Genomic DNA, 15,924 nt, shown 5'->3' with positions numbered 1-15,924 from the left:
TTTAATGTTACTTTAAGCGTAGAAGAGCATAATATTGCGTAAATTCGTAGAACCCCGAATTTAAAATTTTCAAAAATCAGTGTTTTATTTTTAATTTAATCTATAAAAATTATGATAAAGAATGTTTTGATTTTAGCTTTTTTAGGAGTGATTTTAATTTCTTGTAATGCTTCTAAAGCACAAAAAAATGATTCGGTTGCTACACTCGAAGGAACCTGGGAGCTTGACTATATAACCGGACCCAGAATTGCTTTTGATGGGTTGTATCCAAATAAAAAACCAACGATCAATTTTGATTTAAAAGAAAATCGTGTTTCAGGGAACAATAGCTGTAATTCATTTAACGGAAAATTGAGCGTAACAGGTAATAAAATCGATTTTACGCAACCAATGGCGGTAACAAAAATGATGTGTATGAACAACAGTCAGGGAGAGCAGGTTTTTATGAGTACGTTACAAAAAATAACTTCCTATGATATAACTGATGGTGGCAAAACGCTCAATTTTATTTCTGGTGATATCGCCATGATGCGATTTACCAAAAAATAGAATTACCTTTTTAACGCAATAAAAATAAAGCTATGAAAACTAAATTGTCAATTTTATTGGTATTATTGAGCTTTTTAATTGCTCCGGTTTTTGCACAGGAAAAAACTAAAAAAGAACTAAAAACAGAAAGAGCTTTACAGAAACAAAAAGAAGTAGAAGCACTTATTGATTCTAAAAATTTTGTTTTTGAAGCGCAAAAAGTCAATCCTCAAGGAGGCAGGGTTATTATTTTAGATTATAATACCTATTTCTTAAAATTCAATACAGAAAAAACAACTTGCGACTTACCTTTTTTCGGACGTGCTTTTAATGTGCCGTATGGTGGCGATGGCGGAATAAAATTTGAAGGAATTCCTGAAAAAATAACCGTTGAAAAAAAGAAGAAAAACTACATTCTGAGAGCTACCGTTAAAGGAAGAGATGATGTATATACCCTTATGTTTACTATCTTTTTTGATGGAGGTGCTACGCTTTCTGTAAATAGTAATAACAGAGCATCCATTTTTTATAATGGAGAGATTGAAGCTCCAAAAACAGAGCAAAGTATTAAATAGAGTTTTTAGATTTTACCAATCACTAATTCTTTACTTTATGCCGGAAAAAACGTTTAGTCTGGTTTTGAAGAAATGTCATTTTGTAATGGTGTTTCTTTTATTTGTAATGCCGGTTTTCAGTCAGGATCTGGAACCACGAGTGTATGCGAATGTGGCTAAAAATTTGAATGTAGCCTCTCTTGGCTATCTTTTTACCGATGGTAATGTGTTGACAGATCCGTCATTGCCTATTACTGATTTTACACTTCGAAGTCATAATGTAGCTTTAAATTATATTAGAACTTTTGGACTTTTTAATAAACTTGCCCGTGTTCAGGTCGCAGTTCCTTATACTTTTATGGATGGCTCACAAACGCGTACAAGCGGAGAAGTGATAACAGGATCCAGAACTGGTTTTGCCGATACAAAAATTCGCCTTGGAATTAATCTGTTAGGTTCGCCGGCTCTTGATAGATCTGAATTTAAAAATTTTGAACAAAAAACAATTTTAGGAGTAAGTCTCGTAACCTCAATTCCTACGGGAAGATATTACGATGATAAACAAATTAATATAGGTACAAACCGTTGGGCATTTAAACCTGAAATTGGAGTCTCGAAACGATTTGCTCATTTGTATGCCGAAGCATATGGCGGAATTTGCTTTTATACTGATAATAACGATTTTCTAGGCAAAAAATTAGAACAGAAACCAACTTATAGTTTACAGGGACATGCGAGTTATTATTTTAAAAATAATATGTGGGTAGGTTTTAATACCAATTGGTTTTTTGGAGGAAGAACCATTACAGACGGAGTTTCAGGTGACAGTGAAATAGACAACTGGAGGGTAGGAGGAACTTTTTCTACACCTATTGCAAAAGGGCAGTCTATAAGGTTTCAATACCATGTAGGGGCTTACACAAACAACGGATTAAATTATTATGCTTTATCCGCATCTTATCAATATTCATTTTTTTAATGTGTAAGAATGTTTTTATGATTTTATTTTTAATGCGTTAAAAATCAGTATATTTGGTAATCTCTTATTTTTTACAAACAATTAAAAATCAATACTATGAAAAAAATTAGTCTTATTCTTATTATGGCAATTGCCTCGTTTTCATCTTATGCTCAATCTTCGTTTAAAGAAGATATAGATGTGTTGCAAAGCATTTATGGTAAATCGAAAAGTGATCTTGTAAAACAATACATGAATTTATCAGATACTCAGTCTGCTGCATTTACCAAAGTTTACGATAATTATGAAACAGAACGTAAAGCTCTGGGGCAAACCAAGTTTCAGTTAATTAATGATTATGCGGCTAATTATGCAACACTGACAGATGCCAAAGCAGATGAATTAGCAAAAGGAACCCTGAAAAATCATTTGGCTTACGAGAAATTATATTCTAAAACTTATAATCAGGCTAAAAAAGCTGTGGGAGCAATAAATGCGGCAAAATTTCTTCAGTTAGAAGTTTATCTGCAAACCATAATAAGAGCAGAGATTTTAGAATCAATTCCTTTTATTGGCGAATTGGATAAATCAAAATTGTAAAAGACATTCTTATATATAAATAGAAAACGGCAGTTACCTCATATAACTGCCGTTTTTTATTTTTAAGAAACCAATTGGGTTACTTCGCTATTTTAACTTGATAAATAGTATTTACCATTCCGTCACGAGGACTATCCAATGGAAGTTCCCAGAACATGATTCCGCCTAATTTTTTAGATTTTGCATATTCTGCTTTCGCTTTAATAGAAGTTAGATTATCTCCCGTTGCAAAAGTTTTTTCCTTTTCATTGTACCAGTAAGCCGCTTTTGCTTTGTCATCCCAAAAATATTTCCAGCCATTTGCTTCTGTATACGTATCTGCGTAACTTTTGAAGGGAACACCCTGAATGTGCTCGCCTGATTGGTATAAACCATTATTTACATTGGCTACATTTTTCCATGTTCTTGTATAAAAAGCGCCTCCAATGACTAATTTTTCAGCAGGAATTCCTTGTTTTAGTAAAAACTCTACAGCTCTGTCGGTAGATTCTTCTTTTGGATTTGTGCTGTATAAAGGAGTATGATGTCCTGTAACTGTCGAATAACCGTTTACTAAATCATAACTCATAATGTTGATGCGGTTTACAAATGGAGCAACTCCTTTCCAATCGATAGATTCATCTAAACATTTTTGAAAACCTCCTGCAGCAAAGCTTAATTCGTACTTTTTGCCTAAAGTAGAACGTAAAATTTTAATTAATTCTGTGAAATTTGGTTTGTCAGCAGCTTGAAATAAATGTCCAGGCAGTCCCTCAATTGCCGGATATTCCCAATCTAAATCTAAACCATCTACTTTAAAGTAGTCACTCACTTCTTTTACCGATTTAGCAAAAGTTAATCTTCCTTCAGCCGTAGAAAATGCAGCAGAACAAGGCTCACAACCTCCCCAGCCACCAAGTGAAAGAATAATTTTAAGTTGCGGATTTGATGCTTTTAAAGAAACCAAATACTTAATTGTAGTAGAATCTTTAGGAGAATCAACGCTTAGTTTTCCATCTTTTAAATGGCAAAAGCTAAAGATAATCTGGTTGAGTTTGTTTACCTCATACTCATTAATTAATTTATCATCGCCGGTATAATAAGCAATGATGTCCATCTTTTTGTTTTTTTGAGCAAAGGTATTTGTGGTACCAATGCAAAATAAAAGCAAAGCAATCAGGTTAATTTGTTTCATTTTACGTTTTTTAAAGTTTTTAGAATGTTAAATATAGAGCTTTTAGAATAAAATACTAGTTAAATAGCTAAACAGTATCCACCTCATTTGTTAGGTTTTTTCTTTTAAAAATCAATTTCATTGCGTTTAAATAGGATTTTTTTTTCTTTTTGATTAAATTTACGATACATCTCTACATAAATTATCAAAACTGTATTTGTTATCAAAAACTTCTTAATCTTAATCTAAGGTTCAGAATCTGCTTTGATAATAGTGACAAACTATTTCATCATGAATAAATCTAAAAGCTCAAGTGTCTTTAAAACCAATTTTACAAAATCAGTTGCATTACCAAGTTTAGCTATAATTATTGCAATTTCATTGTTTTGCGTTTTTTTTTCGAAGGACACGGAGCAGGCACTTAATATTGTAAAAGAAATAATATTTAAAAATTTAAGCTGGCTTTACGTATTGTTAGTGACTGTTTTCGTTTTGTTTCTGATAACACTGGCAATTAGTAAATTTGGAAAAATAAAATTGGGTGCAGATGATTCTGAGCCTGAATATTCTTTTTTTTCCTGGATAGCAATGCTTTTTGCCGCCGGAATGGGAATTGGTTTGATGTATTTTGGAGTAGGAGAAACCATGTCGCATTATGCAACGCCGGCAAATGCTAATTTGGCGGATAATTTACGTGCAAAAGAAGCGCAATTGTATACTTTTTTTCATTGGGGTTTTCATGCCTGGTCGATTTATGGTGTAGTAGGACTCTCATTAGCTTATTTTGCCTACAGACACAATTTACCACTTGCAATTCGAAGTGGATTTTATCCAATTTTAAAAAATAGAATTCACGGAAGGTTTGGCAATATTGTGGATGTTTTTGGTTTGTGCAGTACTTTTTTCGGAATTGCTACAACACTTGGTTTTGGAGTAGTGCAATTAAGTGCTGGATTAGTAAGTCTTCATTTAATCTCGGAATCCAGTTTTAGTTATCAAATTATTATTGTTTTGGTAGTTATGATAATTGCTGTTCTTTCGGCCATATCAGGTTTAGGGAAGGGGGTTAAAAAATTAAGTGAGCTGAACATTATTATGGCCGTTTTATTAATGTTGTTTATTTTAGTTTTTGGACCAACAATCTACATTTTAAGTACTTTTACAGAAGGTCTGGGTCATTATATCAGTCATTTCATTTCACTTACTTTTAATACATATGCTTATGAACAGGGAAGCCAGGAATGGTTCTCTAAGTGGACTATTTTATATTGGGCATGGTGGATTTCATGGGCGCCTTATGTCGGATTATTTATTGCAAAAATTTCTAAAGGAAGAACTATAAGAGAATTTATCCTGGCGGTATTATTTATTCCTGCGTTTTTTAATTTTTTGTGGATGACAGTTTTTGGGAGCAGCGCCGTCTGGATTGATGAACATATCGCACACGGAGCTTTAAGCGAATTTGCTAAAAACCCGGATACATTATTGTTTAATTTCTTTACTTATTTCCCTTTTACTACGTTCTTAAATGTTTTATCTATCCTTATTATTTGCGTGTTTTTTATCACATCAGCAGATTCGGGAATTTTTATAATGAATGGTATAGCATCAAAAGGAGCAGTGAGTTCTCCAAAATGGCAAAGTGTGTTTTGGGGTATTCTATTGTCTCTTTTAGCATTAAGTTTATTGCATTCGGGTGGTTTGGCCTCTCTTCAAACGATGACATTAATTACTGCTTTGCCTTTCGGGATTATTATGGCGCTTTTGTGTTATAACTTATGGAAAGCATTGGTTGTAGACAGTGAATATAGTGCCAAAAAATATTCGCACGGAAGTCTGAATTGGAACAACAATAACTGGAAAGAGCATTTAGAAAAGATCGTAACTGTTTCTAAAAAGAAAGATATTCATAAATTTTTGAATCAAACGGTGAAAAAAGCTTTTGAAGAATTAGTAGTCGAATTGGCTAAAAATAATATTGAGGCACACATCAATTCTTTTTCTACGCCCCAACAAGCCGTTGAGTTAGAAATAAAATACGATCAGTTGCGCAACTTTAAATATGGTGTAATGGCTCAGAAACAAACGGTTTCTGAAACCTTACTAAACGAAAAAAATACTCCCGACATTGACTTGGAATTTATTTTTCAACCCGTTACTTATTTTGGAGATCATCGTAAAGGATATGATATTCAATATTTGAGTAAAGACGGAATTATTTCAGATGTTTTGAGGGAATATGAGCGTTTTTTAAACCTAAGTTCTGAGGGAGATCACGATTTGATTATGAAACCAAATAATTAATTATTAAATGTAAATGGTTAATTATTAAAGTAAATGCTGTATGAGTTTAAATTTAAGCGGTATGTTTAAATGAACTTATATCACTTATATGGTGAAAAAACGGTTTGCATAAGACGCAATGCTGTCTCCCTACAGATGGTAGAAAAAAATAAACCCGCACTGTTTCGGATAAGTGCGGGTTTAAACAAATTAAAAGCTAAAAACTATTTTTATATTAGAAGCAGTATTCGTTTTCTGCAACTAATTTAGATGTAATAACCTCTCTCAAAGCTACAACATTTGGATTGTTGGTGTATTTTGTAAAACGTTTAAGACCCATTAACATCATACGTTGTTCATCTCCTTCAGCAAAAGAAATAATTCCTTCTTTACCTCTTGAGTTTACAATATCTACTGCTTTATACAAGTATAATTTTGCCATAGCAATTTGCTCTTGTACTTTATCTTCACCTTGATTTTTGGCTAATTTTTCAGTTCTAAGGATTGTACTTTCAGCCATGTAGATTTCGATTAAGATATCAGAAGCAGCCATTAATAACTGTTGGTGAGCATCTAAATCGGGACCGTATTTTTGAACAGCACTTCCGGCAACCATTAAGAAAACTTTCTTAAGGTTAGCGATAATTCCTTTTTCTTCAGCAAATAATTCAGAGAAATCTGGAGTATCAAAAGATGGAATTCCCATTAATTCTTCAGAAACTTTCATTGCCGGTCCAAGTAAATCAACATGACCTTTCATAGCTTTTTTGATCAACATACCTACAGAAAGCATTCTGTTGATTTCGTTTGTTCCTTCGTAGATTCTAGCGATACGAGCATCTCTCCACGCACTTTCCATTGGAGTGTCTTCAGAGAATCCCATTCCACCAAAAATCTGAATTCCTTCGTCAGCACAAGCCTGAACATCTTCAGAAACTGCTACTTTAAGAATAGAACATTCGATAGCATATTCTTCAACACCTTTCAATTCAGCTTCCTGGTGAGAAGTTCCTTCTGCTTCACGAGCAGCAATTCTGTCTTCGATATCTTTTGCAGCACGGTAAGAAGCACTTTCTCCCGCGTATGCATTAGTTGCCATTTCAGCTAATTTAGAACGAATTGCTCCAAAAGATGAAATTGCAGTGTTAAATTGGATTCTTTCGTTAGCATATTTAACTGCATTTGTAGTAACTCTACGTTGCGCATCTAAACAAGCTGCAGCCAATTTAATACGACCAACGTTCAAAGCGTTCATTGCAATTTTGAAACCGTTTCCTCTTTCAGACAACATGTTTTCAACAGGAACTTTAGTATCGTTGAAGAAAACCTGACGAGTAGATGAAGCACGGATTCCTAATTTATGCTCTTCTTCATTCATAGAAATTCCGTTAGACGGATCATTTTCTACGATGAAACCAGTAATATTTTTGTCATCTCCAATACGAGCAAAAACGATGAAAACGCTACAGAAACCTGCATTCGAAATCCACATTTTTTGTCCTGTAATAGAGTAGTGTGTTCCATCTTCAGATAAAACTGCTTTAGTTTTTCCTGAGTTAGCATCAGATCCTGCGCCTGGTTCAGTTAAGCAATAAGCTCCAAACCATTCTCCAGAAGCCAATTTAGGAACGTATTTTTTCTTTTGTTCTTCAGTACCATAAAGCGTAATTGGCATAGTTCCAATACCTGTATGAGCACCAAAAGCAGTTGAGAACGATCCTGTAGCACCAGAAATGTAATCACAAACCAGCATTGTAGATACGAATCCCATTCCTAATCCGCCGTATTCCTCAGGAACCGCAACTCCCAGAAGTCCAAGTTCACCAGCTTTACGCATAGATGATTCAGTATAAGCATAATCTTTTTTCTCAAAACGATCTTTGTGTGCCCATAATTCTTTGTCAACGAACTCTTTTACAGAGTCACGCATCATTAACTGCTCTTCCGAAAAATCTTCAGGTGTAAAGATATCTTCGCACTTTGTTTCTTTAACTAAAAACTGACCACCACGGGTTACGTTTTTTTCGATTGTATCTGCCATTGCTTTTGTTTTTGTATGTTTTTAAATTAAGATGCAAGAGTCAAGAAGAAAGATTGTAGTCTAACTTGTTGATGAAACCTGTGGTCATCTTTTGAAATTCAATTATTTTGTTTTCTATTTCTTCTGTTTTTTCTTTTGATAAATAGTCGTTTTGACAAGCTATCAATAATTGTGTTTGTAATTCAAATGAAGAACCTAAACTAATATTCAGATAATGCTGAAAATGTTTATTTCCTCTGTTTGAGCCTTCAGCAATATTAGAAGGCATTGAAACAGAACATCGATTCATTTGATTAGTCAAGCTATACGTTTCTGATTTTGGAAAAGTGGCAGTTAATTTATAGATATTATTAGTAATTTCCATAGCTAAAATCCAAATTTTCAAATTCTTAAAATTGTGTCTCATGTTTTTTTGAGGCAAGATAAGAAGAAAAATTAAAAGTAAGTTTTTTACTACTTTTTAAAATTTTGTTTTCATAACATATTCATTCCAAAATTAAGTCTTGCTTCTTGCTTCTTTCCTCTCAAAAGCAGTCTACAATACCTCGTAAATTCCCGCAGAACCTTGCCCAGTTCCCACACACATTGAAACGATTCCGTATTTATTACCTCTGCGTTTCATTTCGTCGAATAACTGAACAGAAAGTTTAGCACCAGTACAACCTAGAGGGTGTCCTAAAGCGATCGCTCCACCATTTACGTTTACGATATCTGGATTTAAACCTAACTCGCGAATTACAGCCAAAGACTGAGAAGCAAAAGCCTCGTTTAATTCAACCAAGTCAATATTTTTTAATTCTAAACCAGCTTGTTTCAAGGCTTTCGGAATTGCTTTTACAGGACCAATACCCATTATTCTTGGCTCAACACCAGAAGAAGCAAAGTTTACCAATCTTGCAATTGGCTCAAGGTTTAATTCTTTCACCATATCCTCGCTCATGATTAAAACAAAAGCAGCACCATCACTCATTTGAGAAGAGTTACCGGCAGTTACACTTCCGTCAGCAGCAAAAACAGGTCTTAAACCAGCTAAAGCAGCAACAGAAGTTCCGGCTCTTGGACCTTCGTCTTGTTTTACAACATAAGATTTAGTTTCTTTTTTACCATTTTCATTGATGAAAGTCTGCTCAACAGTAATCGGAACGATTTGTTTGTCGAATTTTCCCTCAGCTTGAGCTTTCAGGGCTTTCATATGAGAATTGTAAGCAAACTCATCCTGATCTTCTCTTGAAATTTTATATTGATTAGCAACCGCTTCCGCAGTTAAACCCATTCCCCAATAATAATCTTCATGACCTGCAGCAGCAACTTTATAGTCCGGAGTTGGTTTGTAACCCCCCATCGGAATAAAACTCATACTTTCTGCACCACCGGCAATGATACAATCTGCCATTCCTGATTGGATTTTCGCAGTTGCCATTCCGATAGTTTCTAATCCAGATGCGCAATAACGGTTAACTGTTACACCAGGAACATCTTCCACTTTTAATCCCATAAGAGAGATCAAACGTCCAACGTTAAGACCTTGTTCAGCTTCCGGCATGGCATTTCCTACCATAACGTCATCGATACGTTTTTTGTCAAAATCAGGCAACTCATCCATCATAAACTGAATGGTTTCTGCAGCTAATTCATCAGGTCTTTTAAATCTAAAAACACCTTTTGGAGCTTTTCCAACTGCTGTTCTATATGCTTTTACTATATATGCTGTTTTCATTTTCTTAGTTTCTAAGAGGTTTCCCTTTGGTTAACATGTATTGAATTCTTTCTAAAGTTTTTCTCTCCGTACAAAGAGATAAGAAAGCTTCACGTTCGATATCTAATAAATATTGTTCAGATACTAAAGTTGCTTCAGATAAATCACCACCAGCCATTACGTAAGCAAGTTTGTTAGCGATTTTTTTATCGTGCTCAGAAATGTATTTTCCAGCTTCCATTTGATCCGTTCCAACTAAGAACATTCCAAGAGCTTGTTTTCCTAATACTTTCACATCAGTTCTTCTGATCGGTTGCGTATAACCAGCTTCAGCCATTAACAAAGCATGTTTTTTAGCTTCAGCGATCTGACGATCTTTGTTTACCACAATAACGTCTTTTCCATGTTGAAGAAGTCCAGTATCAAAAGCTTCATAACCAGAAGTCGAAACTTTTGCCATTGCGATTGTTAAGAAATACTCTTGAAGAACGTTCAATTCCACATCGTTTTTGCGGAATAAATCTGAAGCTCTCAAAGCCATTTCTTTAGATCCACCACCACCAGGAAGTACACCAACACCAAACTCAACTAATCCCATATAAGTTTCAGCAGCAGCAACCACTTTATCAGCATGTAAGCTCATTTCGCATCCACCACCAAAAGTCATTCCGTGAGGGGCAACAACAACTGGAATCGAAGAATAACGAACGCGCATCATAGTGTCCTGGAACATTTTGATTGCCATGTTCAATTCATCATATTCCTGCTCAACCGCCATCATAAAGATCATTCCGATATTAGCACCAACAGAGAAATTCGCTGCCTGATTACCAATAACTAAACCTTGATATTCTTTTTCAGATAAGTCGATTGCTTTATTGATAGCTTGTAGAACGTCGCCACCAATTGTATTCATTTTAGATTGGAATTCTAAATTCAAGATTCCGTCTCCTAGATCTTCAATGATTGCACCACTATTGCTCCAAACTTTTTTGCTTTCGCGAATGTTGTTTAGGATAATAAATGAATCTTGTCCAGGAACTTTAACTTGTGATTTTGTTGGAATGTTATAGAAATAAGTTGCTCCTTCTTTTACAGAATAGAAACTTTCGCTTCCAGAAGCCAACATTTCAGTAACCCACGCAGCTGGTTCAAGACCTTCTGCTTTCATGATTTCGATTCCATTGGCAACACCAATCGCGTCCCAAATTTCGAATGGACCATTTTCCCATCCAAAACCAGCTTTCATCGCATCATCAATTTTGAATAATTCGTCTGAGATTTCAGGAATTCTGTTTGACACATAAGCAAACATTCCGGCGAAACTTTTACGGTAGAATTCTCCCGCTTTATCTTTTCCTTTCACCAAAACTTTAAAACGGTTGATAGGTTTATCGATAGTTTTAGTCAATTCAAGCGTAGCAAAATTTGCTTTTTTAGCAGCGCGGTATTCTAATGTATCTAAGTCTAAAGAAAGAATATCTTTATCTACTTTTTTATAAAAACCTTGTCCAGTTTTGCTTCCTAGCCAATTGTTTTCCATCATTTTTGTGATGAAATCAGGAAGTTTAAACAATTCGTGTTGTTCGTCAGTAGGGCAGTTTTCATAAATACCATTGGCAACGTGTACCAAAGTATCTAAACCAACCACGTCAACCGTACGGAAAGTAGCCGATTTTGGACGACCAATTACCGGACCAGTCAATTTATCAACTTCTTCAATTGTTAATCCCATTTCTTTTACCAAGTGGAATAAACTTTGGATTCCGTAGATACCAATTCTGTTTCCAATAAACGCCGGAGTATCTTTAGCAACAACAGATGTTTTTCCTAAAAATTTAGAACCGTATTCGTTTAAGAAATCCAATACTTCAGTTGAAGTTTTTGGACCAGGAATAATTTCAAACAACTTTAAGTAACGCGCAGGGTTAAAAAAGTGAGTTCCGCAGAAGTGTTGTTGAAAATCTTCGCTTCTTCCTTCGCTCATAAAATGAATTGGAATACCAGAAGTGTTTGAAGTAACCAAAGTTCCCGGTTTACGGAATTTCTCGATTTGCTCAAAAACTAATTTTTTGATATCCAAACGCTCTACAACAACCTCGATAATCCAATCAACATTGGCAATTTTTGCCATATCATCAGTTGTATTTCCAGTTGTAATTCTGCTGGCAAATTTTTGACTGTAAATAGGAGACGGTTTCGATTTTAATGAATTCGCCAAGTGCTCGTTTACTACACGGTTGCGAACAACTTTACTTTCAAGCGTTAATCCTTTTTTAGTTTCAGCTTCTGTCAACTCGCGGGGTACGATGTCAAGCAGTAAAACTTCAACACCAATATTGGCAAAATGACAAGCTATTCCTGAACCCATAATTCCGGATCCAATTACAGCAACTTTTTTAATTGTGCGTTTCATAAGTCGTTAATATTTGTTTTTGTTTTTTTTGAATTTGAAATAAACCGTTTCATTACTATGAAGTGATATTATTCATTTTCTATTTTTTCTGTTTGATTAAATATATTCTTGTCCTGAATTAATTCGTTGATGATTTCAGAAACTTCTATGAAATGGTTTAATTTTTCATCCGAAACATGTTTTCTGATCGTTTCATTAAATTTCAGAACCGTATTTTTAGATAACTCTCTTTTTTCTTTCCCAAAATCGGTTAGGTATATCAAAACACCGCGACCATCCGTTGGGTTTTTCTTTCGAACAATCAAACCTTTGTCTTCCATCGATTTCAATGTTCTCGTCAGGCTCGTAGCTTCCATTCCCATTCTTGGCCCTAATGCGGTAGACGGAGTTCCGTCTTCCTTGTCAATACTCAAAAGTGCAAATCCCGTCGCCATTGTAGCATCGTATTTAGCAGCTTCTTCATTGTACATTCTTGATACAGCTTGCCAGGTAGCTCGCAAAATATAATCTATTGTTTTCTCTTTCATATGTAACTATATCGATTTCAAATATAATCAAAAAATACTATGCATGCATATTAATTTATGATAAATTTTTGGTTAGTAAAAAAATATCTCTGATTTAGAGTGGTTTATGGTTTAATTTTAATTGAAATATACTATTCTTTTTTGAGATTTTAACAAAATTGATGCTGTAAAAATCGTTTTATGGTTTTAATTTAAGATAAAATCCTATATTTTGTAAAAAATTATGCGTTTAATTCAGTCTTGTCTTCGGCTTCATAGCGCGAAATAGCCTTCTCAAGGATTTTTTTCATACGATTTCGTAGATTTTCCGGTTTGATAACTTCAATACCATCACCAAAACCTAACAGTATGCGTTCCATTTCATAATTGGGCGAAATAAACAAATGCACGATAATACTTTTGTCCTCATTTTCCTTAATTAGTCTTTGTGTATGATGCAAAGGTTTGGTAATAACGTAAGGCGCATTTACGGCATCAATCCACAATTCGATTTTTCTGGGCTGTAAACCGGAATTCACCGTAACACCAATTACATTTTTATAAAATAACTCAGCATCAAAATCTTCCTCTAAATAAGGCAGATTAAAATCATAATCAATACTAATAATTCGATCCAAAGCCAAATTGGTAATAGGAGCAGAGCCCTTTTTCTTTCCTACCAAAAACCATCTGTTATTAAACTCCTTCAATATAAAAGGATGAAAATGAAACTTAGCCTCTTCTCTCGATTTAAATGATTTGTAAGTAATCACCAAAACAATCTTCTTAATAATCGCCTGATACACTTCATCCAGATAATGCAAACCCTTTAATCCTTCATTTTTATCCAGATAAATAACCGGTTTGGTATGCGATTTCTCCGCGTAGATTTTATCCTCCAGTCGCTGCAAAATATCTGATACATCATTAAATAAAGAGAAATCCTTAAACTGTTTCAACATCGAAACCGTTTCGGTCAAAACATTCATATCCGTTTCCGTCAGCGGAATATCCGTTATGGAAAACTCATCATCTTCATATTTATAATATTTTTTATCATACACGACAATTGGCGCATTATAACCTAGTTTTTCACTTCGCATCAGCTGAATATCCATCTGAATCGTTCGTTTACTAATCGGGTTTTCACGACCTTCATATTCAAACAAAGCATCAGAACAACATTCGATTAAATCCTCCAGCGTCCATTGCCTGTATTTATTCTGCAAGCATTTGTCAATGGTTTTGTACCGTATTAAGGCATTTTTGTTTTGTGACATAGTTTATGTTTTTGGGCGTGTTCGCCGCGGCGAATCGGGCTTTCGGCTTTATCTTTTGTTTCGTTCCACTTCACAAAAGCATATCGCCTCTATCCCTCACGCATACCGCTAATAATGATATCTCGTTTTTATAATATTAAAAAATGATTTTTTGATTTCAATTTTCCGTTCTAATTTCCCATTTCAATTTTCCATTCCAATTTTCCGTAGAGACGCACAGCAGTGCGTCTAACACCACGTAACCCCAATTTATTCAAATTTAGATGAACCAATAGTTACGGACATTCGTTGCGTAGACGCACTGCTGTGTCTCTACAATATACAAATGTCAATAGAAAATCTGTTTTTTGGCATCTTTGACAAACCCGACAGGTTTTTAAAACCTGTCGGGTTTAACATCGTTAAAATTTGCGCAGATTAAATCGTAAAAAATCTGCTCAATCTGCTCAATCTGCGAGAAATAAAAATTTCGCGCCTTTACGCCATTAATATCTACGTCAACAATAAAATCTCTTTTTCAATATTAACCCGGGCTTTCTCTTCATATAAATTTCTAAACTCCTCGGTTTGAAAAATAAATTCATTCTCAAGAAAATGTTTTAAAGCTTTCGCTCTTCCGGGTTTGTATAGAAAATCAGGATAAATGCCGTATTCTTTTCTAATTTGTTCGAAATAGATTTTATAATCTTCCCAATCCCGGGCGAGAATCTTCAAATCAAAATCAATTAACCAATTAATATCTTCTAATATATTATGCTGATGTTGTTGTGTAGCACAAATCGCATCAAAAACCAATTGGCGATCAAATGAGATATTTTCAGGTAAAATCGACAAAGCAAATTCAGCGCTTTTGAGTTCGTTGTCTTTTTTAGAACTTTTATAGATGTAGTCGTGATAAAAAATAGAAAACAATATTTCGTTTGGCTTATTAAGTTTATCACGATACGTTTCAAAACTCTCAATCATTGCTGCAATATGCGTCAAATTATGATAATGTCTTGATTTACCAGAATATGCCTTTTCTAATTCCAGCCAGTTTTGTTGAATATCATTTGCTGAAAAGCCAATATTCGAAAGTAATTCAGAATAAATTTGGTTTAAATTCATGTTGTTTTTATTTAAATCTGATGAAAGCTCCAAAAGGGCGTAATATTTATAACCAATTTTACATTATTCAGTATCAAGCTCCAGCGGAGCGGAATATCTATAGCAATTTATTAGAAAAAGAATCAAAAGCTCCAGCGGAGCGACACTTCGGTTTTTACGTTGGCCAATAAATATGTCACCCCGCTGGGGCTCTTAATAATGCATTATTGAAAATGGCTATAAATATGTCGTCCCTCTGGGACTTTCTTGTTTCTATCTAAAACTATAAATATGTCTATCCCTCTAGAATTTTATTTACTTTATTTAAAACGCTAAAAATATGCCGTCGATAAAGGGATTTACGCAATTTTATTAAATCAATATTTACTCAAATATAGAATTCTTTTTTTACTGCGCAAAATAATTGCGTAGTAGTGTCGAAATCTTTGTTCAGGAAATAAAACAAATAGTATTTCTAAAAAAATGAAACAAAATTTAACTGCGCAAAATAACTGCGCACTAGTTTAGAAATCTTTGTTCAGGAAATAAAAACAAACGTTCATAGAAATAAAAATAAAGAATAAAACAGGTCAAGTTTGAGTTACTTCGAAAACTTTCCACGTACACACTTACATCATTACCTTTTTATTCAATTATCATGAGGCAGTAGCTCAGCGGTTAGAGCAGGTAGTTTTGAAATTATCCTTAAAAGGTCAATCCAAACTTACTTCGTACACTTTTAATGTCCGGGTCGTGGGTTCGAATCCCATCTGCTTCACTATTAATGGTCAATTAAAACTTACTTCAAGACAATTGGTAACTC

General features: G+C 34.3%; 13 protein-coding genes and 1 tRNA gene. 6 read left to right on the top strand and 8 right to left on the bottom strand.

Going from position 1 to position 15,924, the window contains the following annotated elements; translation table 11 throughout:
* The first annotated feature begins 111 nt into the window (after window positions 1-111).
* The 4 genes from FLACOL7796_RS13245 (at window position 112) to FLACOL7796_RS13230 (ending at window position 2,640) form a co-directional block, all read left to right on the top strand.
* Window positions 112-549, top strand: a complete 438-nt coding sequence (locus FLACOL7796_RS13245) for an META domain-containing protein (protein ID WP_173971246.1) — start codon at window positions 112-114, stop codon at window positions 547-549.
* A 32-nt stretch (window positions 550-581) separates the two neighbouring features.
* Window positions 582-1,103: a DUF4251 domain-containing protein gene (locus FLACOL7796_RS13240; protein WP_173971245.1), complete on the top strand. Its 522-nt coding sequence runs from the start codon at window positions 582-584 to the stop codon at window positions 1,101-1,103.
* A 37-nt stretch (window positions 1,104-1,140) separates the two neighbouring features.
* Entirely contained in the window at window positions 1,141-2,061 is a 921-nt protein-coding gene (locus tag FLACOL7796_RS13235; RefSeq protein ID WP_173971244.1) for a transporter, read from the top strand.
* A 96-nt stretch (window positions 2,062-2,157) separates the two neighbouring features.
* Window positions 2,158-2,640 (top strand): hypothetical protein, encoded by a 483-nt coding sequence (locus FLACOL7796_RS13230; protein ID WP_173971243.1) that lies wholly within the window; start codon window positions 2,158-2,160, stop codon window positions 2,638-2,640.
* A 79-nt stretch (window positions 2,641-2,719) separates the two neighbouring features.
* Here FLACOL7796_RS13230 and FLACOL7796_RS13225 read toward each other — a convergent pair whose 3' ends face one another.
* The gene (locus FLACOL7796_RS13225) at window positions 2,720-3,814 is read right to left on the bottom strand and encodes a glycoside hydrolase family 18 protein (protein WP_173971242.1); all 1,095 of its coding nucleotides are present in this window, start codon (window positions 3,812-3,814) and stop codon (window positions 2,720-2,722) included.
* Between the two features lie 270 nt (window positions 3,815-4,084).
* Between FLACOL7796_RS13225 and FLACOL7796_RS13220 the strand changes: the two genes are divergently transcribed.
* A complete protein-coding gene (locus FLACOL7796_RS13220; RefSeq protein ID WP_173971241.1) occupies window positions 4,085-6,097 on the top strand; it encodes a BCCT family transporter in 2,013 nt (670 codons plus the stop codon).
* 214 nt (window positions 6,098-6,311) lie between these two features.
* Here the strand turns inward: FLACOL7796_RS13220 and FLACOL7796_RS13215 are convergent, their stop codons facing one another.
* From FLACOL7796_RS13215 to FLACOL7796_RS13185, 7 genes are all read right to left on the bottom strand, one after another.
* Window positions 6,312-8,117, bottom strand: a complete 1,806-nt coding sequence (locus FLACOL7796_RS13215; protein ID WP_173971240.1) for an acyl-CoA dehydrogenase family protein — start codon at window positions 8,115-8,117, stop codon at window positions 6,312-6,314.
* A gap of 40 nt (window positions 8,118-8,157) precedes the next feature.
* On the bottom strand, window positions 8,158-8,523 hold the full coding sequence (locus FLACOL7796_RS13210) for a four helix bundle protein (protein ID WP_173971239.1): 366 nt from the start codon (window positions 8,521-8,523) through the stop codon (window positions 8,158-8,160).
* A gap of 129 nt (window positions 8,524-8,652) precedes the next feature.
* Entirely contained in the window at window positions 8,653-9,834 is a 1,182-nt protein-coding gene (locus FLACOL7796_RS13205; RefSeq protein ID WP_173971238.1) for an acetyl-CoA C-acyltransferase, read from the bottom strand.
* A 4-nt stretch (window positions 9,835-9,838) separates the two neighbouring features.
* Window positions 9,839-12,229, bottom strand: coding sequence for a 3-hydroxyacyl-CoA dehydrogenase/enoyl-CoA hydratase family protein (locus tag FLACOL7796_RS13200; RefSeq protein WP_173971237.1), 2,391 nt, complete (start codon window positions 12,227-12,229; stop codon window positions 9,839-9,841).
* 68 nt (window positions 12,230-12,297) lie between these two features.
* Window positions 12,298-12,756 (bottom strand): MarR family winged helix-turn-helix transcriptional regulator, encoded by a 459-nt coding sequence (locus FLACOL7796_RS13195; RefSeq protein WP_173971236.1) that lies wholly within the window; start codon window positions 12,754-12,756, stop codon window positions 12,298-12,300.
* Window positions 12,757-12,977: 221 nt separating this feature from the next.
* Window positions 12,978-14,015 (bottom strand): helix-turn-helix transcriptional regulator, encoded by a 1,038-nt coding sequence (locus tag FLACOL7796_RS13190; RefSeq protein WP_173971235.1) that lies wholly within the window; start codon window positions 14,013-14,015, stop codon window positions 12,978-12,980.
* Between the two features lie 492 nt (window positions 14,016-14,507).
* A complete protein-coding gene (locus FLACOL7796_RS13185) occupies window positions 14,508-15,122 on the bottom strand; it encodes an HD domain-containing protein (protein WP_173971234.1) in 615 nt (204 codons plus the stop codon).
* 639 nt (window positions 15,123-15,761) lie between these two features.
* Here FLACOL7796_RS13185 and FLACOL7796_RS13180 point away from each other — a divergent pair.
* A tRNA-OTHER gene (locus tag FLACOL7796_RS13180) sits at window positions 15,762-15,879 on the top strand.
* Window positions 15,880-15,924 lie beyond the last annotated feature (45 nt).

Source organism: Flavobacterium bizetiae, assembly GCF_902804475.1.
GTDB classification, from domain to species: Bacteria; Bacteroidota; Bacteroidia; order Flavobacteriales; family Flavobacteriaceae; genus Flavobacterium; species Flavobacterium bizetiae.
This window is presented reverse-complemented; position numbering and strand designations above follow the sequence as displayed.

Coding starts and splice junctions, on each gene's coding strand:
- FLACOL7796_RS13185 (WP_173971234.1), bottom strand. CDS start 15,122: ATGAATTTAAACCAAATTTATTCTGAATTACTTTCGAATATTGGCTTT.
- FLACOL7796_RS13230 (WP_173971243.1), top strand. CDS start 2,158: ATGAAAAAAATTAGTCTTATTCTTATTATGGCAATTGCCTCGTTTTCA.
- FLACOL7796_RS13245 (WP_173971246.1), top strand. CDS start 112: ATGATAAAGAATGTTTTGATTTTAGCTTTTTTAGGAGTGATTTTAATT.
- FLACOL7796_RS13235 (WP_173971244.1), top strand. CDS start 1,141: ATGCCGGAAAAAACGTTTAGTCTGGTTTTGAAGAAATGTCATTTTGTA.
- FLACOL7796_RS13210 (WP_173971239.1), bottom strand. CDS start 8,523: ATGAGACACAATTTTAAGAATTTGAAAATTTGGATTTTAGCTATGGAA.
- FLACOL7796_RS13200 (WP_173971237.1), bottom strand. CDS start 12,229: ATGAAACGCACAATTAAAAAAGTTGCTGTAATTGGATCCGGAATTATG.
- FLACOL7796_RS13220 (WP_173971241.1), top strand. CDS start 4,085: ATGAATAAATCTAAAAGCTCAAGTGTCTTTAAAACCAATTTTACAAAA.
- FLACOL7796_RS13195 (WP_173971236.1), bottom strand. CDS start 12,756: ATGAAAGAGAAAACAATAGATTATATTTTGCGAGCTACCTGGCAAGCT.
- FLACOL7796_RS13240 (WP_173971245.1), top strand. CDS start 582: ATGAAAACTAAATTGTCAATTTTATTGGTATTATTGAGCTTTTTAATT.
- FLACOL7796_RS13190 (WP_173971235.1), bottom strand. CDS start 14,015: ATGTCACAAAACAAAAATGCCTTAATACGGTACAAAACCATTGACAAA.
- FLACOL7796_RS13225 (WP_173971242.1), bottom strand. CDS start 3,814: ATGAAACAAATTAACCTGATTGCTTTGCTTTTATTTTGCATTGGTACC.
- FLACOL7796_RS13215 (WP_173971240.1), bottom strand. CDS start 8,117: ATGGCAGATACAATCGAAAAAAACGTAACCCGTGGTGGTCAGTTTTTA.
- FLACOL7796_RS13205 (WP_173971238.1), bottom strand. CDS start 9,834: ATGAAAACAGCATATATAGTAAAAGCATATAGAACAGCAGTTGGAAAA.